Raw genomic sequence first — 23248 nt, 5'->3', positions numbered from 1 at the left:
CCCCGCGCGCATGACGACCCCGCCGACCCCGCCCCGCATCCTGGTGGTGGACAACTACGACAGCTTCGTCTTCAACCTGGTCCAGTACCTGTACCAGCTCGGCGCCACCTGCGAGGTGGTGCGCAACGACGAGGTGACGGTCGAGCACGCCACGCGCCGCGACGGCGCGGAGGGCTTCGACGGGGTGCTGCTCTCCCCCGGACCGGGCGGCCCGGAGGAGGCCGGGGTCTGCATCGAGATGGTGCACCACTGCGCGCGGATCGGGCTGCCGGTGTTCGGCGTCTGCCTGGGGCTCCAGTCGATCGCGGCCGCGTACGGCGCGGTGGTCGGCCGGGCGCCGGAGCTGCTGCACGGCAAGACCTCGCCCGTCGAGCACGAGGACGGCGGGGTGTTCGCGGGCCTGCCCTCGCCGCTGACCGCGACCCGCTACCACTCGCTCGCGGTCGAACCGTCCACGGTACCGGCCGAGTTGGTGGTCACCGCGCGCACCGAGAGCGGCGTCGTCATGGGCCTGAGGCACCGTGAACTGCCGGTCGAGGGCGTGCAGTTCCACCCCGAGTCGGTGCTCACCGAGGGCGGCCACCGGATGCTCGCCAACTGGCTGGCGGAGTGCGGCTTCCCGCAGGCGGTCGACCGGTCGGCCGGGCTCGCCCCGGTGATCGGCCGGGGCTGACCGGCGTGACCGCGCTGCGTCCGGACGGGCGCTTCCAGCCGGAGGCGGACCCGTACGGCACCGTGCAGCAGTACGGCGGGCACCGGGGCGACGGCGCCGGCGGCTCGCCGCAGCAGCAGCCGGGGTACCCGGTGCAGACCGTGCCCGAGGACGCCTGGGGCGTGTACGAGCAGGCCCAGGAACCCATCGTGGACGGGCCCGAGTACCCCTGGCTGCCCGACCGGACCCTCCAGCTGCGGCTGCCCGCCGACCTCGGCGCCGGCGCGCCCACCACCGAACCCGCTCCGCCCACCGGCGGCCGGGCCGAGCGACGCCGCGCCGCCCAGGGCCGGACCTCGCTGCGCTCCGGCAACGGACGGCGCCGGGCGAAGGGCCGTACCGCGGGGCGGGTGCGGCCCAAGGAGTCCCCGCTCGTGGTGGCCGCCCGGGGCGTCGGCGAACTGTGCATCACGCTCGGCCTGGTCATGCTGCTCTTCGTCGCCTACCAGCTCTGGTGGACCAACGTGCAGGCCGACGCCGCCGCCGACGGGGCGCGCAACCGGCTGGAGCAGCAGTTCGACGCGGCCCCGCCGCCCGCGCAGCCCGGGCAGCCGGCCCCCGACCCGAACAAGCCCGAGGTCTTCGAGCCCGGCAAGGGCTTCGCCATCGTCTACCTGCCCAAGCTGGGGCTGAAGTTCCCCATCGCCGAGGGCACCTCCAAGTCGGCCGTGCTCGACAAGGGCCTGGTCGGCCACTACACCGGCACCGGGATGCCCGCCGACAAGGCGGGCAACTTCGCGCTGGCCGCCCACCGCAACACCCACGGCGAGCCGTTCCGGTACATCAACGAGCTCGGCAAGGGCGACAAGATCGTGGTGGAGACCGCGGCGGGCTACTACACCTACGAGGTCACCGGGGGCATCCCGGAGACCTCCCCCAACAACGTGAGCGTGATCAAGCCGGTGCCGAACGGCGCCGGGTACACCGGTCCGGGCCGCTACATCACGTTGACGACCTGCACCCCGGAGTTCACCTCCAAGTTCCGTCTCATCGTTTTTGGCAAGATGATCGAGGAACGGCCGCGCGCCCAGGGCAAGCCGGCCGCGATCACGGGCGGGTAGCCGCCCTGCCGCCCGGCCCGGAGGGGGAGCACCGCAGATGCAGGACGACACCGAGCAGTCGGCCGAACCGGTGGCGGAGGCCTTTCCGCCGCCCCCACCGCCGGGCGGGCGCAGACGGAGCCGGGCGCTGGTCGCGCTCGGGGTGTTCGGCGAGCTGCTGATCACGACGGGCCTGGTGCTCGGCCTGTTCGTGGCCTACTCGCTGTGGTGGACCAACGTGCAGGCGGACCGCTCGGCCTCGGAGGCCGCCGACCGGCTGCGCGGCAGTTGGGCCGCGGGCCCGACCGCCGGCCCGTCGGCCGCGCCCGGTGCCGCCCCCGCTCCCGGCGCCACCGCGCCCGCCGGACCCGCCGGCGCCGCGGACGGGCCGAGGCAGTTCGCGGCCGGGGACGACGTCGGCTTCCTGCACGTCCCGGCGATGGGCCGGAACTTCCAGGTGCTGATCCGGATGGGCACCTCCACCGACGTCCTGGACGAGGGCGTGGCGGGCGTCTACGAGCAGCCGTACAAGGCCGCGATGCCCTGGGACGAGCAGGGCAACTTCGCGCTGGCCGCCCACCGGGACGGCCACGGCGCCAAGTTCCACTCCCTGGACGCCGTCGGCAAGGGCGACGCGATCGTGGTCGAGACCAAGGACAAGTGGTACGTCTACCGGGTCGACAACACCCTGGCGGAGACCTCCAAGTACGACACCGGCATCGTGGCCCCCGTCCCGGCCCGCTCCGGCTACGCCGGCCCCGGCCGCTACATCACCCTGACCACCTGCACGCCGGTGTACACCTCGCGCTACCGGATGGCCGTCTGGGGGAGCCTGGTGCGGGTGGACGACGTGGACGCCAACCGCACCCCGCCGCCGGAGCTGCGCCGCTGAGCCGGAACGGCCGGACGGAAGGCCCGGACGAGAGCCCGGACGAACGCCCGAGGGCCCGCCGCGATCACCGCGGCGGGCCCTCGGCCGTGCTGGGGGTTACCCGGGCTCCCGCCCCCGGCTCAGTCGAACCAGGGGAAGACGGGAGGCCTAGTGATCCCCTTTGGGGGGTGTGGTGGTGGCGTCGCCCCCTTTGGTCGGCTCGGCCGCCTTGATCCACAGCTGGATCTGGGTGTTCGGGTCGACCGGGGTGCCGGCCGGCGGGTTGCTCTGCTGCACCGTCGCGTTCGGGTCCGGCTGGCCGTTGACCACGGTGTAGGTCAGGCCGAGCGCCTTCAGCTGGTTGGCGGCGTCGCCGAGCTTGACGTTGGCCAGCGGCGGGACCGGGACCTTGTCCGGCGCCTTGTAGATCGTCAGCGCGATCTTGGTGTTGGCCGGTGCCTTGTTGTTGGCCGGGACGGACTGCGAGGCGACGGTGTTGACCTTGGTCGGGTCGTTGGTCGGCGTGGTCTTCGACGCGTCCACCTGGAAGCCGAGGCCCTGGAGGGTGTTGGTCGCGTCCTCCTTCTGGGAGCCGACCACGTTCGGGACGGTGACCTTGGCCTTGCCCTGCGACACCGTCAGCTTGATCGGGGCGCTCGGGTCGACGGACGAGTTGGCCGGCGGGTCCTGGGCGGTGACGGTGTCCTGCGCCGCGGTGTCGTCGTCCTTGTACTCGGTGGTGACGTTGGTGAAGCCGAGGTCCGCGAGCGCCTTGGTGGCCTGGTCCTTGGGCTTGCCGACCACGCTGGGGACCGGCGCCTTGGACGGCCCCGAGGAGATCTGCACGGTGATGGTCGCGGTCTCGGCGACCTGGGTGTTCGCCGCCGGGTTCTGGGTGCAGACCTGGTCCTTCTTGACGTTGGCGTCCGGGCAGGCGATCTTCTCGCCCTCGGCCACCACGAGCTTGGGACCGGCCCCGGCGGCGGCCGTCTTGGCCTCGGCCAGGGTCTTGCCGACCAGGTTCGGCGCGGTGACCTTCGGCGGGTCCTGGTTCCCCTTGTCGCTGAACATCGCCTGGGCGACGAAGAAGGTGCCGACCAGGACCAGCACGGCGGCCACCGCCAGCACGATCCAGGAGGTGTTGCTCTTCTTCGGCTGGTCCTCGCCCCGCCGGCCGCCGCGGCCGTAGCCGTCGTCGTAGCCGTCGTTGCCGCCGCCCGCGGCGCCGGCGTAGGTCTGCCCGTAGCCGTCGTCCTGGTAGCCGCCCTGCTGCCCGTAGCCGGGCTGCCCGGAGGCCTGCGGCAGGAGGGCGGTCGGGCCGCCGCCGGGCTGCTGCGGCAGCACGTTGGTCTGGCCGTACGGGTCGTGCTGCTGCGGGTAGCCGTTCTGGTCGTAGCCGTAGCCGGCCGCTCCCATGCCGTACGCGGCCTGCTGGGCGGCGGCCACCGGCAGGCCGTCGAGGAAGCGCTCGATGTCGTCGCGCATCTCGTCGGCGGTCTGGTAGCGGTAGTCGCGGTCCTTGGCGAGCGCCTTCAGCACGATCGCGTCGACCTCGGGGCGCACCTCGGGGTCGAAGACGGACGGCGGCTGCGGCTCCTCCCGGACGTGCTGGTAGGCCACCGCGACCGGCGAGTCGCCGACGAACGGCGGGCGGACGGTCAGCAGCTCGTAGAGCAGGCAGCCGGTGGAGTAGAGGTCGGAGCGGGCGTCGACCTGCTCGCCCTTGGCCTGCTCGGGGGAGAGGTACTGGGCGGTGCCGATGACGGCCGAGGTCTGCGTCATGGTCATCCCGGCGTCGCCCATCGCGCGGGCGATGCCGAAGTCCATCACCTTGACGTTGCCCTGCCGGGTCAGCATCACGTTGGCCGGCTTGATGTCGCGGTGCACGATGCCGGCCCGGTGCGAGTACTCCAGGGCCTGGAGGATGCCGATGGTCATCTCCAGCGCCCGCTCGGGCAGCAGCCGGCGCCCGGAGTGCAGCAGCTCGCGCAGCGTGGACCCCTCGACGTACTCCATCACGATGTACGGGATGGAGATGCCGTCGATGTAGTCCTCGCCGGTGTCGTACACGGCGACGATCGCGGGGTGGTTCAGGGACGCCGCGGACTGCGCCTCGCGGCGGAAGCGGGCCTGGAACGACGGATCCCGGGCCATGTCGGCCCGGAGCGTCTTCACGGCGACGGAGCGGCCGAGCCTGGTGTCATGGCCGAGGTACACCTCGGCCATGCCGCCGCGTCCGAGGACGCCGCCGAGCTCGTACCTGCCGCCGAGGCGACGAGGCTCTTCCATACTTCCGACCCTCTCCCTCACCCGCCGGTGAGGTTGTGACGTAGGTGTCCCCGCACGCTCCTGGGTGACTCCGCGCGGTCCGCGACCGTTCTCCGGCCGGGCCGTTCGGTGCCTCGCGGGCGGCAACGGGCACACCCGCTGCTGGCGGATACGCTACCGGTCGTACCGCATCGGGCCGGAGTCAGCCGTCGGCCGATATCAGACCGGTATCCGGACGGGACTGGTCATCGTGACATTCCCCTCACCCCGGACCGGCGCTCCTACTTGCCGAGTGCGGCCTGCATCACCGCCTTGGCGATCGGGGCCGCGAGCCGGCCGCCGCTGATGCCGTCGCGGTTCTGGGAGCCGTCCTCGACCACCACCGCGACCGCGACCGACTGGCCGTCCGGGGTCTTGGCCCAGGAGGTGAACCAGGCGAACGGCAGCCCGGCGTTGTCCTCGCCGTGCTGCGCGGTGCCGGTCTTGCCGCCGACCTGGAGGCCGGGGATCTTGGCGTTGGTGCCGGTCCCGTTCTCGACCACCGAGACCATCAGGTCCTGCATCTTCTTCGCGGTGTCGGCGCTCATCGCCTGGGAGAACTGCTTCTCGGTGTGCTTGGAGATGGTGGTCAGCGTGGCCGAGCGCTCCTCGGCCACCAGGTACGGCTGCATCAGGCTGCCGTTGTTGGCGATCGCGGCGGAGACCATGGCCATCTGGAGCGGGGTGGCGCGGGTGTCGTGCTGGCCGATGGAGTCCTGGGCGGTGCCGTCGAGGCTCGGGCTGTCCGGGAAGACGCTCTTCTCGGAGCGGACCGGGGTGTCGATCGTGCTGTTGAAGCCGAACTTCTCGGCCTGCGCCCGCATCCGCTCCTTGCCCAGGTCCGCGCCCATCTTGGCGAAGACCGTGTTGCAGGACTGGTCCATCCCGGACTTGACGCTGGCGTTCTCGCAGCGCTCGTTCGGGCTCTCGTTCTTCAGCTGGGTAGTCGTGCCGGGCAGGACGTACGGCTCGGGCGTGTCCGTGGCGTCGTCGATGCTCTGGTAGCGGCCGTTCTCGAACGCCGCGGTCGCGGTGACCAGCTTGAAGGTGGAGCCGGGCGGATAGGTCTCCTTGAGCGCCCGGTTGAGCATCGGCTTGTTCGGGTCCGCGTTGAGGTCCGTCCAGGCCTTGGTGTCGGCCGCCTCGCCGCCGGCGAAGGTGCCGGGGTCGTAGGAGGGGGTCGAGACCAGTCCGAGGATCGCGCCGGTCTTCGGGTCGAGGGCGACCACCGCGCCCTTCTTGTTGCCCATCGCGTCGAAGGCGGCCTTCTGGACCTTGGCGTTGATGGTGGTGACGACGTCGCCGCCGCGCTTCTGCTCGCCGGTCAGCATGTCCAGGGTGTTGCGGAAGAACAGCCGGTCGTCGGTGCCGGAGAGGATGCCGTCCTCCAGGTTCTCCAGCTGGTTGGAGCCGTAGGCCTGGGAGGAGTAGCCGGTCACCGGGGCGTACATCGGGCCGTCGACCCAGGAGCGCTTGTACTTGTAGCGCAGGCCGTCGACGAAGTCGGACTTGGTGACCGGCTGGCCGCTGACGATGATGTTGCCGCGCGGGTGGGCGTACCGGTCGTACAGCTGCCGCTTGTTGTTCTTGTTGGTGGCCCAGGACTCGGCCTGGACGCCCTGCACCCAGTTGGTGCGCACCATCAGGGCCAGGATCAGCACGAGGCAGAAGATCGAGACCCGGCGGATCGGCTTGTTCATCGGGCGGGTCCTCCCTGGCCCTCGGGGGCCGGGGCCGGTTCGACCCCGGGGCGGCGGGCGCTGTCGCTGATCTTCAGCAGGATCGCGACCAGCGCCCAGTTGGCGACCACGGACGAACCGCCCTGGGCGAGGAACGGCATGGTCATACCGGTGAGCGGGATCAGCCCGGTGACACCGCCGGCGACGACGAAGACCTGGATCGCCATCGCCGAGGAGAGGCCGACGGCGAACAGCTTGCCGAACGGGTCCCGGGCGGCGAGCGCGGTGCGCAGACCCCGCTGCACCAGCAGCGCGTACAGCAGGAAGATCGCCATCAGGCCGGTCAGTCCCAGCTCCTCGCCGAAGGAGCCCAGGATGAAGTCGCTCTTGGCGGCGAAGGCGATCAGCCAGGAACGCCCCTGGCCCAGGCCCGAGCCGGTGACCCCGCCGGAGCCGAGCGCCATCAGCGACTGGCCGATCTGCTCGGTGGCGCCCTTCGGCGGGTTCGGGCCGAAGGCGGCCATCGGGTCGAGCCAGGCGTCGATGCGGACCTTGACGTGGCTGGCGGTCGAGGCGACGGCGACCGCGCCGCCGATCGACATCAGCAGGCCGAACAGGATCCAGCTGGTCCGCTCGGTGGCGACGTAGAGCATCACCACGAACAGCCCGAAGAACAGGAAGGACGTGCCCAGGTCGTTCTCGAAGATCAGGATCAGCAGGCTGAGCAGCCAGATCACGATGATCGGGCCGAGGTCGCGGCCGCGCGGCAGGTACAGGCCCATGAACCGGCGGCTGGCCAGCGCCAGGGCGTCCCGCTTGACCATCAGGTAGCCGGCGAAGAACACGGTCAGGATGATCTTGGCGAACTCTCCGGGCTGGATGGAGAAGCTGCCCATCCGGATCCAGATCTTGGCGCCGAAGTCCTCCGCCCGGGACGGGAAGAAGGCCGGCGCGGCGAGCAGGACCAGCGCCACCACCATCGAGATGTAGGTGTAGCGCTGGAGGACCCGGTGGTCCTTCAGCAGGACCATCACCCCGATGAAGCCGGCGATCCCGAGGGCCGACCACATCAGCTGGTTCTCGGCCGCCGGGTAGTTGCCCCTGAGCAGCTTGCCCGCCTTGTCCAGCCGCCAGATCATCACCACCCCGAGCCCGTTCAGCAGGGTGGCGATCGGCAGCATCAGCGGGTCCGCGTACGGCGCGAAGCGGCGCACCAGCAGGTGCGCGACCAGCGCCAGGGCGCCCATGCCGAGCCCGTAGCCGAGCATGCCGGCCGGAAGCCTGGAGTCCATCGCGAGGCCGACGTTGGCGTACGCGAGGACCGGCACCAGCACCGCGAAGACCAGCAGGGCCAGCTCGGTGTTGCGCCGGTTGGGCGCCTCCTGCGGGGAGATGGTGGTGTTGTCCCGCCGCCGGGGGACGGCGCGTTCGGCCGCCGCCCGGCGCCGGCCGGCCCGGGTGGGCTCTTCGCTCACGTTGTAGCTGCTCACGTAATGACCGCTCCCTGACGGCCGGCCCGCCCGCTCGGGGCGCTCCTATGTCGGATCACGGACGTCACTGCTTCGGGCAGGCGTTGGCCCGGCTGAGCTCGTCGTCGGTCAGCGGGGCGTCGCCGCTCTGCGCGCCGGCGGCCGGCGGGGTGGCGGTCGGCGCCGGGACGGGCGCCGCCGGTGTGGTCGGTGTCGGGGTGGTCGCGGGCGCCGTGCTCGGCGCCGGTGAGCCCGGGAGGACCTTCTTCTCGGTCGGGGTCGGCGTGGTCGCCAGGTACGCGGCCGGCGCGGCCTGGCCGGGCGCCGGGGTGGTGGCCTGGGTGGCCGGCTTGGCGGCCCGGCGGCAGAGCTGCACCCAGTTGTCGAGCTCGGTGACCGTCGTCTGGGCGTCGTTGAGGCTGTTGACCGAGATGGTCCGCTTCACGTGCGCCTGCTGGTCCTCGGGCAGCCACTTCAGCTGGATCTGGCTGTACGAGGAGTGCACCGAGGACAGGCTCAGCCCGGCGAGGTTCTGGTTGATGCCCTGGTAGATCGCGACGTGGTCGTCCTGGGTGCCGACGTAGTACTGGTCCTGAGTCCACTGGTAGCCGAAGTAGCCGGCGCCGCCGAGCAGGCCGAGCGCGACCAGGACGGCCACCGAGATCGTCAGGCCCCGGCGCCTGCGCTTCGGGGGCTGCTCCTCGTCGAAGTCCTCGGTGCCGTACACCGAGGGCTCGCCGGAGCCGTAGCCGTACCCGCCCTCGTAGCCCTCGGCGGGGCCGAAGCCGCCCGGAGCGGCGCCGAAGCCCTCCTCGTAGCCCTCGGCGGGGCCGAAGGCGCCCTGGGGGCCGCGGCCGAGGCCGGCGGCGCGGCCGGCCGGGGTGTCCGCGATCGAGCGGTCGGCGGCGGCCGAGGACGGCGGGGCGTCGGCGACCGCGCCGACCACCACCGGGACGTCGTTGAACTGGCCGCTCATGGTGTCCGTGGCGCCGACGTCGATGACGTCCGCCACGATGCAGGTGATGTTGTCCGGACCGCCGCCGCGCAGGGCGAGCTGGATCAGCTCCTGCACGGTCTGCTCGGGCGAGTAGTAGCTGCCCAGGGTGTCCTGGAGGGTCTGGTGGCTGACCGGGCCGGAGAGGCCGTCGGAGCAGATCAGGTAGCGGTCGCCGGCCCGGACCTCGCGGATCGACAGGTCGGGCTCGACCTGGCCGCGGCCGTCCAGCGCCCGCATCAGCAGCGAGCGCTGCGGGTGGGTCTCGGCCTCCTCGGGCGTGATCCGGCCCTCGTCGACCAGGCGCTGCACCCAGGTGTGGTCCTGGGTGATCTGGGCCAGCGAACCGTCGCGCAGCAGGTAGGCCCGGGAGTCGCCGACGTGCACCATGCCCATCCGCTGGCCCGTCCACAGCATGGCCGTCAGGGTGCAGCCCATGCCCTCCAGCTGCGGGTCCTCCTCGACCATCTGCCGCAGTCGGTCGTTGGCGCCCTGGACGGCGTCGCCCAGCAGGGTCAGCAGGTCGGCGCCGGGCACGTCCTCGTCCAGCCGGACGATCGAGCCGAGCACCTCGGAGGACGCGACCTCGCCGGCCGCGGCGCCGCCCATGCCGTCGGCCACGGCCAGCAGCCGCGGCCCGGCGTAGCCGGAGTCCTCGTTCCCCTCCCGGATCAGTCCCTTGTGGGAGCCGGCGGCGAAGCGCAGCACCAGGGTCATGCGACCTGTGCCCCCCTCTGGGTCATGGACGGGATGCTGTCCCTCATGCGCTACTACTTCCGCAGTTCGATGACGGTCCTGCCGATACGGATCGGCGTGCCCGGCTGGAGCGGAGTGGGCGCGGTCAGGCGCTGCCGGTCCAGATAGGTGCCGTTGGTGGAGCCTAGATCCTCGACCGTCCACTGCCCAGTCTGATCCGGATAGATCCTGGCATGCCGGGAGGACGCGTAGTCGTCGTCCAGCACGATGGTGGAGTCGTGCGCGCGGCCGAGCGTGATGGTCTGGCCCTGGAGCGCCACCGTGGTGCCGGCCAGCGAGCCCTGGACCACGACGAGCTGGGTCGGGCCGCCGCGACGGCGGCCGCCGCCGCCCTGGGTCTGGCCCGCCGCCGACGGTGCCGGGGCGGGTGCCGCGGCGCGCGCGGCGGTCGTGGTGGCCGCGCCGCCGCCCGTCGCGACGCCGGTGCCGCGACGGGAGGACCGCGGGTTCACCTTGGTGCCGAACAGGTCGCTGCGGATCACCTGGATCGCGACGATGACGAACAGCCACAGCACGGCCAGGAAGCCCAGCCGCATGACCGTGAGGGTCAGTTCTGACATGACCGTCCCGCCAGTCGGTGAGCGAGGCGCGCGAACAATTCGGACACTACCCTTCGACCTGCCGGTAGACGATGGTGGTGGAGCCCACGACGATTCGCGAGCCGTCGCGGAGCGTAGCGCGCTGGGTGTGCTGTCCGTCCACCACGATCCCGTTGGTGGAGCCCAGGTCGAGCACCATCGAAGGAGTGCCGGGCCGGATCTCGGCGTGCTTGCGGGAGACCCCGGGGTCGTCGATCCGCACGTCCGCCTCGGTGGAGCGGCCGAGCACGCAGGCCGAACCGGAGATCTGGTACCGGGCGCCGTTCACCTCGACCCAGCGGCGCACCGCGGTGCCGCCGTGGCCGGCGCCGGGGAGGGCGCGGACGTTCCCGCCGGCGGGCGCGGGCGGGCCCGGAGGCATCGCGGGGGGCGCGGCCGGCGGCGGGGGCGCGTTGTACTGGCCGGCGCCGGGCTGCTGCCACGGTGCGCCGGGGGCCGGAGCGGCCGGCGGGCGGTCGTAGCCGGGCTGCTGCGGGTACTGCTGCGGGGGCTCCTCGGCGGCGAGGGTGCGGCTGCGCACCCGGTACAGGCCGGTGTCCAGGTCGTCGGCCTTCTCCAGGTTCACCTGGAGCGGGCCCATGAAGGTGTACCGCTGGGCCTCCGCGTACTCGCGGACCATGCCGGCCAGCTCGGTGCCGAGCTGCCCGGAGTAGGGGCTGAGCCGCTCGTGGTCGTGCGGGCTCAGCTCGACGATGAAGTCGTTCGGCACGACGGTGCGGTCGCGGTTCCAGATGCTCGCGTTGTTGTCGCACTCGCGCTGCAGCGCTCCGGCGATCTCCACGGGCTGGACCTCGGACTTGAACACCTTCGCGAAGGTGCCGTTGACGAGACCCTCGAGTCGCTGCTCGAACTTCTTCAGCACTCCCATGGGGCACCCCCTTCCAGGGTTCGTTCGCCTGCCTGCCGGCCGCGTCCCGCCGGGGACCCGGTCGCGCCTCCTACTTGCGGTACTTCCGTACTGATCGTATCCACGCCGGGCCCTTCCGTACGGTTCCCGGACCGTGTGGTGCCCGGGGGTGGGCTCGGACACACAGGGTGACGCATGTCGGGCACGGGACGCCAGGCGTTCCCGACGGGGCACCCCTCCGGCGGGTCGCACGGGCGTTCGCCGGGTGTCCGTTCGAATGTCCTGGGGCCCGAGGGACAACGGATTCGGAGCAGCCCCCCGGGCCGTGCTAATGTTTTCCACGTCGGAAGGGCCGCCCGGAAGGGAGGCCGGTCCAAGGGAACGCGAAGTACCGATGGTACCGAGCGGTTCGGAAGTCCGGTCGGCAACGAAGACGACACCCATGCGCGGGTGGCGGAATAGGCAGACGCGCTGGATTCAGGTTCCAGTGCCCGAAAGGGCGTGGGGGTTCAACTCCCCCCTCGCGCACAGCGAAGCCCCGCAGATCTACGGATCTGCGGGGCTTTCTCGTCGTTCCGGATCGTTCGGGCCCCGGGCCGTCGGCGGGCCGGTCCGGATCAGCCCTGGCCGGCCGGGAGGTCGGCGCGGACCTCGAAGCCGCCGTCCGGGGTCGGCCCGGCGGTGAGGGTGCCGCCCAGCAGCTGGGCGCGCTCGCGCAGGCCGACCAGGCCGTGGCCGCCGCCGGGCAGGGTCTCGGCCGGGTGCACCGGCGGGGCCTCGTTGCGGACCTCGACCCGCAGTCGGCGCCCCTTCGCCCGGACCCGCACGTGCACCGTCGCCTCCGGCGCGTACTTGGTGATGTTGGTGAGCGCCTCCTGGACGGTGCGGTACGCGGCCCGCTCGACCGCCTCCGGCCACGGGCGGTCGCCGGGGACCAGCTCGGTGTGGGCGGCCAGGCCGCTCTGCTGGATCAGCCGGGGCAGGTCGGCCAGCCGGGGCTGCGGGGCGAGCGGGGCGTCCGGCAGCCCGCCGCCCGTGCCGCGCAGCACCCCGACCATCTGGCGCAGCTCGTTCAGGGTCCGGACGGACAGTTCGCGGATGGTGCGGGCGGCGCTCACCGCGGCGGGGTCGGTGCTGCTCACCTGGAGCGCGCCGGCCTGGATGCTGATCAGGCTGACCTGGTGCGAGACCACGTCGTGCATCTCCCGCGCCAGCCGGCCGCGCTCGCTGATCAGGACCCGTTCGGCGAGCAGCCGGCTCTCCCGTTCCTGGCCGCGGGTCAGCTCGTCCACGCGGGCGGCCAGCTCCCGCCGGGTGCGGGCGAGCAGCCCGGTGGCGGCCGGTCCGGCCGCCAGCATCACGGCCTGGATGGCGTCCAGCGCGGTGTTCCGGCTGAGGTCGAGGAGGTCCGGGGGCAGCGGCCAGTGGAAGAACTCGACCAGGGCGAACACGGTGCCGCAGGGGATCACGACCCGGGGGCGGGGGCGTTCGGCGGCCACCGAGTAGACGGCCGTGATCGGGGCCAGCCAGATCTCGTCCACCCAGCTGCCCGGCATGGTGAGCAGCAGCGCCGCCACCGGGAAGCGGCGGCGCCAGAACAGGGCGACGGCGGCCAGCGTGGACAGCGCCACCTGCCACCAGGCGGCCTCCCGGGCGACCAGGGCGGCGTCCAGCAGGGAGTAGAGGACGGGCAGCAGCAGCATCAGCCAGGGGGCGGTGCACCAGGCCGGCAGCCGTCCGGACGGCAGTTGGTCGGCGGCCGTCATGCCCCGTCGCCGGGCTTGGGCCGGACCAGCCCGGCCCGGTGGGCCAGGACGGCGGCCTGGACCCGGTTGGCGGCGCCGAGCTTGCCCAGGATCGCGCTGATGTGGTCCTTGACGGTGCCGGTGCCGAGGAAGAGCCGGTCGGCGATCTCGGCGTTGGACAGTCCCTCGCCGAGCAGCGCGAGCACGTCGAGCTCGCGGCCGGTGAGGGTGCGGGCGAGCGCGGTGGCCTCGGCGTCCGGGCCGCCGCCGTCCACGTAGCCGCCGATGACGGTGCGGGTGACGGTCGGGGAGAGGATGTTGCCGCCGGCCGCGAGCACCCGGACGGCGTGCACCAGCTGGTCGGGGGCGGTGTCCTTGAGCAGGAACCCGGCCGCCCCGGCCCGCAGCGCGGTGCCGATGTACTCGTCGGTGTCGAAGGTGGTGAGCATCGCCACGGCGGGCGGGTCGGGCAGGGCGCGCAGGCGGCGCAGCACGGAGATGCCGTCGAGGTCGGGCATCCGGATGTCGAGCAGCACCACGTGCGGGCGCAGCCGCTGGACGTACTCCTCGGCCTGTCCGCCGGAGCAGTCGCCGACCACTTCGAGGTCGCCGGCGGAGCCGACGATCAGGCCGAGGCCGGAGCGGACCAGGATCTCGTCGTCGACGATCAGCACGCGGGTGGTGGTGATGGTGCCTCCTCGGGTCGGGCGGCCGTGGTGGGGGGCGGTCCGCGTGGGTCGTCTTGAGCGTAGGGGCAGTGGCGGCGGGGCGCCGAACGCCCGGGGGGTGTCGACCCCCGCCGTTCGGCGGGGGTGGGAATCCGCTACCCGGTTCACGCAATTCTCAGCTTCGGTGAGGAACCATGGAGTTGGCTGACCCTTTTCGGCTGCCTATCCACTCGGGCGGTCGGCCGGGAACGGTCGCCGGTCGGTCCGTCGGGCCGTGCGGGCGCCCGGCGCCGGGCCGTCTGGGGATGCGCCCCGTCATCTGATCGTTTGGAATTGAGCTGTGTCGTCCACTGTGAAGTCGGAGCCGTCCGCCGCGACCTCGGAGCCCCGGCCCGGCGGCGTGCTGGAGCGCTGGGGCCCGGGGGCCGCCACGGCCTCCGTCTGGTACCTGCGCCTGATCGCGCTGCTGAACGTGGCGACGGTGCTGCTGGCGCCCTTCCGGGACCAGGTCTACGAGCACAACGAGGGTGAGTACTTCACTCCGTACCTGATGACCGCCGGGCTGGCCAGCGCGGTGCTCTCGGTGTTCCTCGCGATCGCGATGCGGCGGCGCAAGCGCGCGGCGTGGATCTTCAACACGGCGCTCGGGGGCATGTTCGCGCTGCTCTACCTGACGGCCATGGTGGTACCGGGCGAGCGTTTCGGCGCCCACCCGCTCAACTACTTCTCCACGGTCCTGACCTGCCTGTTCGTGCTGGCGCTGCTGGTCGGGCGCAAGGAGTTCACCTCCAAGGGCGACAGCTCCAACCCGAAGACGGCGGCGGCCACCTTCGTCGGCGGGCTGGCGTTCGGCGGCGGGGTCGGGGCGCTGCTGGTGTGGCTGACCAACGAGCTGACCGGCGCCGGCTTCTGGGACCTGTTCCGCTACTCGGTCGGCCGGATGATCACGATCACCCCGTCCGAGCACCTGCGTTCGGTGATCGCGGCGCCGACCTGGGTGAACGCCGCGATCAACGCGATGGGCGCGGTGCTCTTCCTGCTGGTGCTGTACATGGCCTTCCGCAGCCCGCGCGGCAAGGAGCTGCTCACCCCCGAGGACGAGGCGAAGCTGCGCGGCCTGCTGGACAAGCAGGGCGAGCGGGACTCGCTCGGCTACTTCGCGCTGCGCCGGGACAAGGCGGTGATCTTCTCCCCCAGCGGCAAGGCGGCGGTCACCTACCGGGTGATCGGCGGTGTCTCGCTCGCCTCCGGCGACCCGATCGGCGACCCGGAGGCCTGGCCGGGCGCGATCGACGCCTGGCTGGCCGAGGCCCGCGAGCACGCCTGGGCGCCGGCCGTGATGGGGGCCTCCGAGGAAGCCGGGGTGATCTACGCCCGGCACGGGCTGGACGCGCTGGAGCTGGGCGACGAGGCGATCGTCGAGCTGGACGAGTTCTCGCTGGACGGCCGGGCGATGCGGGTGGTCCGGCAGGCCTACAACCGGGTCAAGCGGGCCGGGTACACGGTGCGGATCCGCCGCCACGAGGCCATCTCGGAGGCGGAGATGGCCGAGCTGGTGGCCAAGGCCGACGAGTGGCGCGACGGAGCGACCGAGCGCGGCTTCTCGATGGCGCTCGGCCGGCTCGGCGACCCGGGCGACGGCCGCTGCGTGATGCTGGAGTGCCACGACGGGGACGGCGAGCTGAAGGCGCTGCTGAGCTTCGTGCCGTGGGGCCCGGACGGGCTCTCGCTGGACCTGATGCGCCGGGCCCGGGACACCGAGAACGGCCTGATGGAATTCATGGTCATCGAGCTGTTGCAGCGCGCCGACGAGGTCGGGCTGAAGCGGGTTTCGCTGAACTTCGCGATGTTCCGCTCGGTTTTCGAGCGCGGTTCGCGCCTCGGTGCCGGTCCGGTGCTGCGGCTGTGGCGTTCGACCCTGGGATTCTTCTCGCGCTGGTGGCAGATCGAGTCGCTGTACCGCGCCAATGCCAAGTACCGGCCGATCTGGGAGCCGCGTTACCTGCTCTTCGAGAAGAGCAGCGAGATTCCCCGGATCGGCATCGCGAGCGCGCGCGCCGAGGGTTTCATCGTCGCGCCGAGCCTGCCCGCCCTGTTCCGCCGCCGGCACGCCCGGGCCGCCGTGGTGGCGCCCCGGCTCCCGGTGGCGGCCCGGGACGGGAAGGGGTAGCCCTCCGTCGGGGGGCGGAGGGAGCCGGTCGGCCGAAATGGGGGGCCGATGGGGGGAGCGTCTCCCCCCTGAGGATGACCGATATCCCCATCCGTGCCGATGTGGCTTTGTCAAGCGGCTTCTAATGTGGAGTGGTCGAGAGTTCGGGGATTCGGAGAAACGGTTGTGATTCACAGGACCCACGCGGGGGGCGTGCGAAAGGGGCCGCTGGCATTCGCCAGATCGGCCGCTGTCGCCGAGTGGGGAACGTTGTTCGCGACGGTCCGGGACGCGGTGGTGCGAAAGAAGTTCGCCGCTGTTCCGCTGGCCTGCGTGGCGACGTTTCTGATCCTGCTGTTCAGCGTCGTCCAGCACCTGCCGGGCGGCGAGCGCTTCGTCAACAACATCGGGGTGGTGCGGGCGGCGCTGCCGCTGGACGTGTCGCTGCTGCGGACCCCGCTCTCGCTGTACGTGCCGGCGCTGGACCTTCCGGTCTGGGGGGCGCTGGCCCAGGTGTTCGTGGTCTTCTCGATCGCCGAGATCGTGCTCGGCCGGCGGATGACGCTGGTGGTCGCCTACGCCTGCACCCTGGCGGGCACGCTGTTCGCCCGGGTCGGGGTGGCGATCGGGCCGCACCACCTGTTCGGCTTCCCGAAGTGGGTCGCCTACGTGCGGGACACCGGGCCGTCGGCCGCGGTGGTGGCGCTGGCGATCTGCATCGCGTTCCGCAGCCGGGCCTGGTACACCGCCGGCCTGGTGGTGGCCGTGATGGTCGGCGAGGCGGTCGTGCTGCCGAACCTGGCCGGTCTGGAGCACGTCGTGGCGGTGATCACCGCGCTGCTGATCGCCGTCTCGGTCGAGGTCTTCGGGGACTTCTGGCCGAGGGTGCTGGCCGGGGTCGGCGCCGCCGCCTCGGTGGCCGCGACCGCCTCGATGGAGGTCGCGGTGGAGGCTCGGCGGCGCCGCTCGGCGGGGGCCGTCATTCCCTGACGGCCAGGTTCCTCAGGCCGCGCGCGGGCGTCCGTGCGCGGCCGTCCGGCGTTCCGGGGCCCGGGTGGCCGTCAGGCGTGCGGGAGCGGGAGCTCGAACCAGACGACCTTGCCCACCGCCTTACGGGCGGTGCCCCAGCGTTCGGCGAGCTTGGTGACCAGGGTGAGGCCGCGGCCGGTCTCGCCGAGCTGCTCGGCCGGCTCCAGCGAGGGCAGGTTGTGGTTGTCGTCGCTGACCTCGACCAGCAGCTTGTCCACCCGGATCAGCTGGAGCTTCACGGTGTCCCGGGCGACCCGGACGGCGTTCGTCACCAGCTCGCTGACCAGCAGTTCGGTGGTGTCGCCGAGGGCCTCCAGGTGCCAGGCGGCCAGCTGTTCGCGGACGAGTGAGCGGGCCCGGCGGACCTCGCGCTGGTCCACGGTGAGGTCCCAGGTGGCCACCTCGGACGGGGCGACCCCGTCGAACCGGGCCACCAGAAGGGCGACGTCGTCCTTGCGGTCCTCCGAGTGCAGCCGTCGCAGCACCTCGTCGCAGGCCTGTTCGGGGCTCTGCTGGGGGTCGATCAGGTTGCCGCAGAGCGCGGCCAGTCCGGCCCCTATGTCGCCGCCCCGGACCTCGACCAGGCCGTCGGTGCACAGGACGAGCATCGAGCCGTCCGAGACGTCGATGGTCTTGGCGACGAACGGCACTCCGCCGACGCCGATCGGCGCGCCGGCCGGGATCTCCAGCAGTTCGCCGGTGCCGTCCGGGTGCACCAGGACGGGAGGGACGTGGCCGGCGCTGGCCAGCTCGCAGGTCCGGTTGATCGGGTCGTAGACCGCGTACAGGCAGGTCGCGAGGTGGTCGTCGCCGAGCTTGTGGGCCAGGTTGTCCAGGTGGCGCAGCAGCTGGCCGGGGGGCAGGTCCAGGGCGGCGAGGGTCTGCATGGCGGTGCGGAAGCGGCCCATCGCGGCCGCGGAGTGGAGGCCGTGGCCCATCACGTCGCCGACCACCAGGGCGACCCGGCTGCCGGGCAGCTGGATCGCGTCGAACCAGTCGCCGCCGACCTCGGCCTTCGGATCGCCGGGCAGGTAGCGGTGGGCGATCTGCACGCCGGGGATCTGCGGCGGGCGGGTCGGGATCATCGAGCGCTGGAGGGTGGTGGCGACCCGCGCCTCGGCGCGGTGCAGCCGGGCGTTGTCCAGGGACAGTGCGGCGCGGACGGCCAGCTCCTTGAGGGTCGCGGCGTCGCTCTCGTCGAAGGGGGCGCGGTCCGGCAGCCGGAGCAGCTTGAGGATGCCCAGCACGGTGCCCCGGGCGGAGAGCGGGACGACCAGCATCGAACGGCCGGTCACCACCGGGGCCAGCCGGGCGCCGCCGAGCGCGATCGCGTAGTCGACCGCGACGTCCGGGCTGATCACCGGGACCAGCACCGGCTGGTTCAGCTGGAGGGCCATCCCGGGCGGGGTGCGGCGCGGCATGCTGACCAGCGAGCCCTCGGCGAGCACGTGGTCCCAGGCGCCGCCGGTCTCGTTGTAGACCAGGGCGACCCGGCGCAGCATGGTGTCGTCGTCCGGCCGGGCGGCCGGCAGCTCGGAGTCCGAGATCAGCCCGTCCACCAGGTCCACGCAGGCGAAGTCGGCGATCCGGGGGACCAGCACCCGGCACAGCTCGTGGGCGGTGAAGCCGAGGTCCAGGGTGGTGCCGACGTTGCCGCCGACCTCGTTCAGCAGGGCCAGCTGTTCGCCGGCCTGCCCGTTGGTGAGGAACGGGCCGAGCCGGCCGCCGGGCGGGGCTCCGCCGTCGGCGGGGCCGGGGATCGCGGCGGCGGCGGACGGGGTCCGGCCGGTGTGCAGCGGCGGGCGGGCGTCGGTGGCCGGCTCGACGGCGGTGGGCCAGGTCGCGATGGGCTCGATGGCGGCGGCTCCTGCGCTGGGTGGGGCCTCCCGCTCGGGGGCGGGGGGAGGGACGGACGGGCCACCGCCCGTCGCGGCTCCGCCGGCGGCGGCCGGCGGCCGGGCGGCGGACGGGACGGCGGGCTGGGCGGCCTCGCGCTGGACGGGCAGCGGGCCGGGCTGGCGGCGGCCGGGCGCGCCCTGCTCGGGCTGCGGCGGCGGGCCGACCCTGGCTGCCCGCTGCTGGGGCGTCGGGTAGCGGCGGCCGAGTCCGGTGGCCGCGTGCGCCGTACCGGGCTGGGCGTCGGCGGGCAGCACCGGCAGCACGGTGGCCGGGTCCAGTCGCAGCGCGGGCAGCCCGCCCTGCTCCAGGGCGGCCAGCAGCGCCCCGCGGTGGCCGGCGGGCAGCAGCCGGGCCAACGGCTCGGGCACCGGCGGACGCGCCGGGACGAGCGCCGCGGACACGGCGTGGAAGCCGCCCCGGGCGCCGGGCGCGGCGGCGAACGGGAGCAGCCGCTCGCCGAGCGCGAGCCGGGGCCCGGTGGTGCGCAGCGGGCGGGCGTCGACGCCCAGTGCGAGCAGCCCGCCGGACGGGCCGGGCAGCGGGTACGCCCACCAGAGCACGTCGCGCTGGTGCTCCTCGCGGTCGGTGACGGTCAGTCGGCCGGTCCAGGGGCGGCCGTCGGCGGTCCGCTCGGCGAGGGTGTCGAAGGCGTCGCAGTGGCGTCGTACGGAGCACCGGTCGTGCGCCCGGGACTCCACGGCGGGCAGCAGGCCGGAGGCCGGGCGGTCGTGGGCGACCTCGGCGCGGTGGCCGAACAGCTCCTCGGCGGCGCGGCCCCAGTGGGCGATCCGGCCGGACCGGTCGACCAGGACGGGGACGAGCCGGACGAGGGCGGCCACACCCGCCGGGTGGTCGCCCGGCGCGGTACCGCCGCCCGCCGGTCGCGGTGTGGAGTTGGACTCGGCCACCATGGATCCGCTCTGCTCCCGTCCTGGCCGCCGCGCCGGGGGCGGCCGTCTCTCCGGAGGAAGGCACGCTGTGCGGGTACCAGCGAAGCACGGACGGGGCCGGGCTCGACACCGAAACGGGGAGATTCCTCAGGATCGGTTGCGTGTCGGGCACCGCGCGCCCGTTCGCACCCCCGGTTCACCCGGACGGGGTGCGCGAACACGGCGGTAGGGTGGCAGGCCGGACCGCCCGTACGGGTGGGCCCGCAGGACGCAGTCGGCCGGACGAGACAGAGGCGAGACGTGAGCGCGCAGAGCCCCGCCCACTGGACGGACCCTGAGCGGCAGGAGCTGGAGGAGCGGGTCGCCGCCGCCGAGCTCGCCTGGCTCAGCCTGGACGTGGACGTGCAGACGCTGCGGGTCGAGATCGACAACTTCGCGTTGATCCACCACCAACTGCTCGGCCCGCTCTACGCCAGGCTGGACGAGCTGGACGCGCTGGTCGCCGAGGCCGTCGCGGCCCGCACCGGCCGGCCGGAGGACCTGCGCCGGGCCGCCGAGGCACGGCAGCAGGTCGAGGAGCTCCCCGACCTGGACGCCCTGTTCGACTCGGTGCGGGAGCGGTCCGGCCAGGACGGGGAGGCCGCCCCGCCGCCCGCCGCCCCGCAGCGGGTGCGGCCCGGCAAGGAGGCCCAGCGGATCTACCGCGAGCTGGTCCGCCGCGCCCACCCCGACCTGACCACCGACCCGGGCGAGCAGCAGCGCCGGGCCGCCTTCCTGGCCCGGGTCAACGAGGCCTACGCGCACGGGGACGCGGTCGCGCTGGAGGGCCTGGCCGCCGAGTGGTCAACCGCGCCGGAGGCCGCGCCGGCCGTCGACTCCCCCGACCGCTCGGACTGGCTGCGCCGCCGGCTGGAGTGGCTGACGGCCAAGATCGGCGAGACCGCGGCCGAGCGGGTCCGGCTGGAGCAGACCCCGATGGGCCAGCTGCTCGCCCTCGCCCCGCAGGACCCGGACCGGCTGCTGGAGCAGCTCGCCGAGGAGCTGCTGGCCAAGGCCGCCGAGCGGCAGGCCGAGCTGCGGCGGCTGCTCGACGGCGGACCGGCCCCGGTGGACGGCCACGGGTCCGCGCCGGTGGGCGACAATGGCACGCACCCGACGACACCCCAGGAGAGCCCCACGATGTTCCCGCAGATCCCCTCCGCCGAAGCCGCCGCCGTGCCCGCCGACGCCGTCCTGCTGGACGTGCGCGAGCAGGACGAGTGGGACGCCGGCCACGTGGACGGCGCGCTGCACATCCCGATCGGCGAGGTGATCGCCCGCCTCGGCGAGCTGCCGGACGAGAGGCTGTACGTGCTCTGCCGGGTCGGCGGCCGCTCCGCGCAGGTCGTCCAGTACCTGGTGCAGCAGGGCCGGGACGCGGTGAACGTGGACGGCGGGATGTACGCCTGGCAGGGCGCGGGCCGTCCGATGGTGAGCAGCACCGGCCAGGAGGCCTTCGTCCTCTGAGGACCGGCCGAGGACCGGCCGAGGACCGGCCGAGGACGGCTGACGGCGGCGCGGCGCCCGTTCCCCCGTAGGGCAGGATGGGCGCGCGCGAGCGCGTCGGCACCGGGCCGGCGGCGCCCGCCGACCGGGCGGGGAGGCCATGGCGCAGAGGACTGACCGGCCGTCGGCGGGGAGGGCCTGGTCGAAGCCCGCGCAGCTGGTCCTCGGGTTCGCCGCGGCCGTGCTGGCCGGCGGCACCGGGCTGTTCCTCGCGGCGGTGTTCCTGCACGTCGCCCCCGCCAACTCGGTGTCCCGGCAGTACCGGGACGAGGTCGACGGCGTGGTGTACCCGGAGTTCGAGCAGAACTGGAAGCTGTTCGCGCCCGACCCGCTCCAGCAGAACGTGACCGTGGACGCCCGGGTCCGCACCGTCGCGGCCGACGGGACGACCCGCACCCACGACTGGATCGGGCTGACCGCGCGGGACATCGCCGCGATACGGGGGAACCCGGCGCCCAGCCACGTCCGGCAGAACCTGCTGCGCCGGGCCTGGGACTTCTACGAAGGCTCGCACGACCCTCGGGACGAGTCGCCGACCTCCCAGCGCGCCGGCCTGGCCGAGCAGTACCTCAAGCGGATCGCCCTCCAGCGGATCGGCCGGGAGGCGGACGGCGAGCCGGTCCGGGAGATCCAGTTCCGGTCGACCGCGGCGACCGTCGCACCGCCGTCCTGGAGCGGGGAGGCCGCGCCGGCGCCGCCGCGGGTGCGGGAGCTGCCGTGGTGGCCGGTGGCGGACGAGGACTACCGGGGGCTGCTCGGATGAACGGGGCGACGGTGCTGGCGGACGGAACGGTTCAGCCGGACGGCACGGCGCCGCCGCGGGCCGGAGTGGGCCGGTCGGCGGCGGCCGAGCCGCGGGCGACCGAGGCGCGGGCGGCCGAGACGGGCGTGGCCGGGGCGACGGCCGCCGGACCGGGGGCGGCGCTCGGCCGGGCGATGGGCGCCTTCACCGGGCGGGTGCTCGGCCGGCACCAGGCCGCGGCGGTGCGGATCGGCTTCGGGCTGGTCTGGCTGGCCTACCTGCTGCGCGAGTGGCCGCACCGGAGGGTGCTGTACGGCGACCGCTCCCCCTGGTCGGCGGAGCTCGCCGACCGGCTGCTGGCCGACACCGGGGCGTTCACCGTGCTGCCCTGGTTCGGCGGGCGGCTCTGGTTCGAGCTGGTCTACCACCTGGCGGTGCTGGCGGCCCTGGCCGTGCTGCTGGGCTGGCGGACCAGGGCGAGCACGGTGCTGTTCCTGGTCACCGTGCTGTCCCTGCAGAACCGGGACGTCCTCCTCGGCGACGGCGGCGACAACGTCGTCCACCTGATGGCGGTCTACCTGGTCTTCACCCGCTGCGCCGAGGTCTGGTCGCTGGACGCCGGCCGAGTCCGCGACGGGCGGACGGGGGTGGTGCTCTGGGCGGTGCTGGGGGCCGTCCTGGCGGTCTGTCAGTTCGGCGGCTTCGCCGGGGAGAGCCTGACCTGGACCGACCGGGCCTTCCCGTACCTCGGGTGGTCGCCGCTGTTCTGGGGGCTCTGGGCGGTGTCCGCTCTGTGGTGGACGCTCGGCCGGCTGCGGCCGGACGGCGAGCCGCGGGCGGTGCTCGACGCGCTGGCGAACATGGTGCACAACTGCGCGATGCTGGTGATCGCCGTCGAGGTGGTGCTGATCTACGCCACGGCCGGCTGGTACAAGGTGCAGGGCTCGCGCTGGCAGGACGGCACCGCGCTGTACTACCCGCTGCACCTGGACTACTTCACCCCCTGGCCGGGGCTGTCCGCGCTGGTCGGCTCGGCGCTGCTGCCCGTCTTCCTGATCTCGTACGGCACCGTGTTCCTCCAGGTGGCGTTCCCGTTCACGCTGCTCAACCGGCGGGTCAAGAACGGGCTGCTGGCCGTCATGGTGCTGGAGCACGTGGGGATCGCGGTGGTGCTCGGGCTGCCGGTGTTCTCGCTCGCGATGATCGCGGCGGACGCGGTGTTCCTGCCGACCGGGGTGCTGCTGTGGGCGGCGGCGCGGCTGCGCCGGATGAGCCGGATCCGACGGGCACCCGCACCCTAGGATGTC

The 23248-nt window shown here is 73.3% G+C and carries 17 protein-coding genes and 1 tRNA gene; 9 read left to right on the top strand and 9 right to left on the bottom strand.

The window, feature by feature from the left end:
* Nucleotides 1-10: 10 nt before the first annotated feature.
* The 3 genes from ACZ55U_RS02000 to ACZ55U_RS01990 are packed head-to-tail and all read left to right on the top strand — an operon-like array spanning nucleotide 11 to nucleotide 2644.
* On the top strand, nucleotides 11-673 hold the full coding sequence (locus ACZ55U_RS02000; protein WP_465521404.1) for an aminodeoxychorismate/anthranilate synthase component II: 663 nt from the start codon (nucleotides 11-13) through the stop codon (nucleotides 671-673).
* Nucleotides 598-1773, top strand: coding sequence for a class E sortase (locus tag ACZ55U_RS01995; RefSeq protein ID WP_465521758.1), 1176 nt, complete (start codon nucleotides 598-600; stop codon nucleotides 1771-1773). Before ACZ55U_RS02000 ends, ACZ55U_RS01995 begins: the two co-directional genes overlap by 76 nt.
* A gap of 37 nt (nucleotides 1774-1810) precedes the next feature.
* Complete coding sequence (locus ACZ55U_RS01990) at nucleotides 1811-2644, top strand: class E sortase (protein WP_465521402.1); 834 nt, start codon at nucleotides 1811-1813, stop codon at nucleotides 2642-2644.
* Between the two features lie 147 nt (nucleotides 2645-2791).
* Here ACZ55U_RS01990 and pknB read toward each other — a convergent pair whose 3' ends face one another.
* The 6 genes from pknB to ACZ55U_RS01960 form a co-directional block, all read right to left on the bottom strand.
* The gene (gene pknB, locus ACZ55U_RS01985; protein ID WP_465521400.1) at nucleotides 2792-4912 is read right to left on the bottom strand and encodes a Stk1 family PASTA domain-containing Ser/Thr kinase; all 2121 of its coding nucleotides are present in this window, start codon (nucleotides 4910-4912) and stop codon (nucleotides 2792-2794) included.
* Nucleotides 4913-5172: 260 nt separating this feature from the next.
* Nucleotides 5173-6630 carry a peptidoglycan D,D-transpeptidase FtsI family protein gene (locus ACZ55U_RS01980; protein WP_465521398.1) on the bottom strand — a complete coding sequence of 486 codons (1458 nt, stop codon included), beginning with the start codon at nucleotides 6628-6630 and terminating at the stop codon, nucleotides 5173-5175.
* Nucleotides 6627-8003, bottom strand: a complete 1377-nt coding sequence (locus ACZ55U_RS01975; RefSeq protein WP_465521756.1) for an FtsW/RodA/SpoVE family cell cycle protein — start codon at nucleotides 8001-8003, stop codon at nucleotides 6627-6629. Before ACZ55U_RS01975 ends, ACZ55U_RS01980 begins: the two co-directional genes overlap by 4 nt.
* A gap of 160 nt (nucleotides 8004-8163) precedes the next feature.
* The gene (locus tag ACZ55U_RS01970; RefSeq protein ID WP_465521396.1) at nucleotides 8164-9789 is read right to left on the bottom strand and encodes a PP2C family protein-serine/threonine phosphatase; all 1626 of its coding nucleotides are present in this window, start codon (nucleotides 9787-9789) and stop codon (nucleotides 8164-8166) included.
* Nucleotides 9790-9842: 53 nt separating this feature from the next.
* The gene (locus ACZ55U_RS01965; RefSeq protein WP_465521394.1) at nucleotides 9843-10388 is read right to left on the bottom strand and encodes an FHA domain-containing protein FhaB/FipA; all 546 of its coding nucleotides are present in this window, start codon (nucleotides 10386-10388) and stop codon (nucleotides 9843-9845) included.
* Nucleotides 10389-10434: 46 nt separating this feature from the next.
* Complete coding sequence (locus ACZ55U_RS01960) at nucleotides 10435-11295, bottom strand: FhaA domain-containing protein (protein ID WP_465521392.1); 861 nt, start codon at nucleotides 11293-11295, stop codon at nucleotides 10435-10437.
* 423 nt (nucleotides 11296-11718) lie between these two features.
* Here ACZ55U_RS01960 and ACZ55U_RS01955 point away from each other — a divergent pair.
* A tRNA-Leu gene (locus tag ACZ55U_RS01955) sits at nucleotides 11719-11802 on the top strand.
* An 89-nt stretch (nucleotides 11803-11891) separates the two neighbouring features.
* On the opposite strand, the gene ACZ55U_RS01950 is transcribed toward ACZ55U_RS01955, so the two are convergent.
* Both ACZ55U_RS01950 and ACZ55U_RS01945 read right to left on the bottom strand, forming a co-directional pair.
* The gene (locus ACZ55U_RS01950; RefSeq protein ID WP_465521390.1) at nucleotides 11892-13040 is read right to left on the bottom strand and encodes a sensor histidine kinase; all 1149 of its coding nucleotides are present in this window, start codon (nucleotides 13038-13040) and stop codon (nucleotides 11892-11894) included.
* Nucleotides 13037-13690, bottom strand: coding sequence for a response regulator (locus ACZ55U_RS01945; protein ID WP_465521754.1), 654 nt, complete (start codon nucleotides 13688-13690; stop codon nucleotides 13037-13039). Before ACZ55U_RS01945 ends, ACZ55U_RS01950 begins: the two co-directional genes overlap by 4 nt.
* Before the next feature lie 337 nt (nucleotides 13691-14027).
* On the opposite strand from ACZ55U_RS01945, the gene ACZ55U_RS01940 reads away from it, so the two are divergent.
* Complete coding sequence (locus ACZ55U_RS01940; protein ID WP_465521388.1) at nucleotides 14028-15857, top strand: phosphatidylglycerol lysyltransferase domain-containing protein; 1830 nt, start codon at nucleotides 14028-14030, stop codon at nucleotides 15855-15857.
* A 312-nt stretch (nucleotides 15858-16169) separates the two neighbouring features.
* On the top strand, nucleotides 16170-16826 hold the full coding sequence (locus ACZ55U_RS01935; RefSeq protein ID WP_465521386.1) for a hypothetical protein: 657 nt from the start codon (nucleotides 16170-16172) through the stop codon (nucleotides 16824-16826).
* Nucleotides 16827-16897: 71 nt separating this feature from the next.
* On the opposite strand, the gene ACZ55U_RS01930 is transcribed toward ACZ55U_RS01935, so the two are convergent.
* Nucleotides 16898-19675, bottom strand: coding sequence for an ATP-binding SpoIIE family protein phosphatase (locus ACZ55U_RS01930; protein ID WP_465521384.1), 2778 nt, complete (start codon nucleotides 19673-19675; stop codon nucleotides 16898-16900).
* Nucleotides 19676-19954: 279 nt separating this feature from the next.
* On the opposite strand from ACZ55U_RS01930, the gene ACZ55U_RS01925 reads away from it, so the two are divergent.
* The 3 genes from ACZ55U_RS01925 to ACZ55U_RS01915 all read left to right on the top strand — a co-directional run bounded on the left by ACZ55U_RS01925 (nucleotide 19955) and on the right by ACZ55U_RS01915 (nucleotide 23242).
* Nucleotides 19955-21160: a rhodanese-like domain-containing protein gene (locus tag ACZ55U_RS01925; RefSeq protein ID WP_465521382.1), complete on the top strand. Its 1206-nt coding sequence runs from the start codon at nucleotides 19955-19957 to the stop codon at nucleotides 21158-21160.
* Nucleotides 21161-21299: 139 nt separating this feature from the next.
* Nucleotides 21300-21962, top strand: coding sequence for a DUF5819 family protein (locus tag ACZ55U_RS01920; protein ID WP_465521380.1), 663 nt, complete (start codon nucleotides 21300-21302; stop codon nucleotides 21960-21962).
* On the top strand, nucleotides 21959-23242 hold the full coding sequence (locus ACZ55U_RS01915; RefSeq protein ID WP_465521378.1) for an HTTM domain-containing protein: 1284 nt from the start codon (nucleotides 21959-21961) through the stop codon (nucleotides 23240-23242). Before ACZ55U_RS01920 ends, ACZ55U_RS01915 begins: the two co-directional genes overlap by 4 nt.
* Nucleotides 23243-23248 lie beyond the last annotated feature (6 nt).

Source organism: Kitasatospora sp. NPDC034533, from assembly GCF_055575155.1.
Note: the sequence above shows the minus strand (reverse complement) of the source record. Positions and strands in the feature narration are given on the sequence as shown.

Bases quoted from the DNA above. Each gene is read 5' to 3' on its own strand.
- ACZ55U_RS02000 (WP_465521404.1), top strand. From the start codon at position 11: ATGACGACCCCGCCGACCCCGCCCCGCATCCTGGTGGTGGACAACTAC.
- ACZ55U_RS01990 (WP_465521402.1), top strand. From the start codon at position 1,811: ATGCAGGACGACACCGAGCAGTCGGCCGAACCGGTGGCGGAGGCCTTT.
- pknB (WP_465521400.1), bottom strand. From the start codon at position 4,912: ATGGAAGAGCCTCGTCGCCTCGGCGGCAGGTACGAGCTCGGCGGCGTC.
- ACZ55U_RS01980 (WP_465521398.1), bottom strand. From the start codon at position 6,630: ATGAACAAGCCGATCCGCCGGGTCTCGATCTTCTGCCTCGTGCTGATC.
- ACZ55U_RS01970 (WP_465521396.1), bottom strand. From the start codon at position 9,789: ATGACCCTGGTGCTGCGCTTCGCCGCCGGCTCCCACAAGGGACTGATC.
- ACZ55U_RS01965 (WP_465521394.1), bottom strand. From the start codon at position 10,388: ATGTCAGAACTGACCCTCACGGTCATGCGGCTGGGCTTCCTGGCCGTG.
- ACZ55U_RS01960 (WP_465521392.1), bottom strand. From the start codon at position 11,295: ATGGGAGTGCTGAAGAAGTTCGAGCAGCGACTCGAGGGTCTCGTCAAC.
- ACZ55U_RS01950 (WP_465521390.1), bottom strand. From the start codon at position 13,040: ATGACGGCCGCCGACCAACTGCCGTCCGGACGGCTGCCGGCCTGGTGC.
- ACZ55U_RS01930 (WP_465521384.1), bottom strand. From the start codon at position 19,675: ATGGTGGCCGAGTCCAACTCCACACCGCGACCGGCGGGCGGCGGTACC.
- ACZ55U_RS01920 (WP_465521380.1), top strand. From the start codon at position 21,300: ATGGCGCAGAGGACTGACCGGCCGTCGGCGGGGAGGGCCTGGTCGAAG.
- ACZ55U_RS01915 (WP_465521378.1), top strand. From the start codon at position 21,959: ATGAACGGGGCGACGGTGCTGGCGGACGGAACGGTTCAGCCGGACGGC.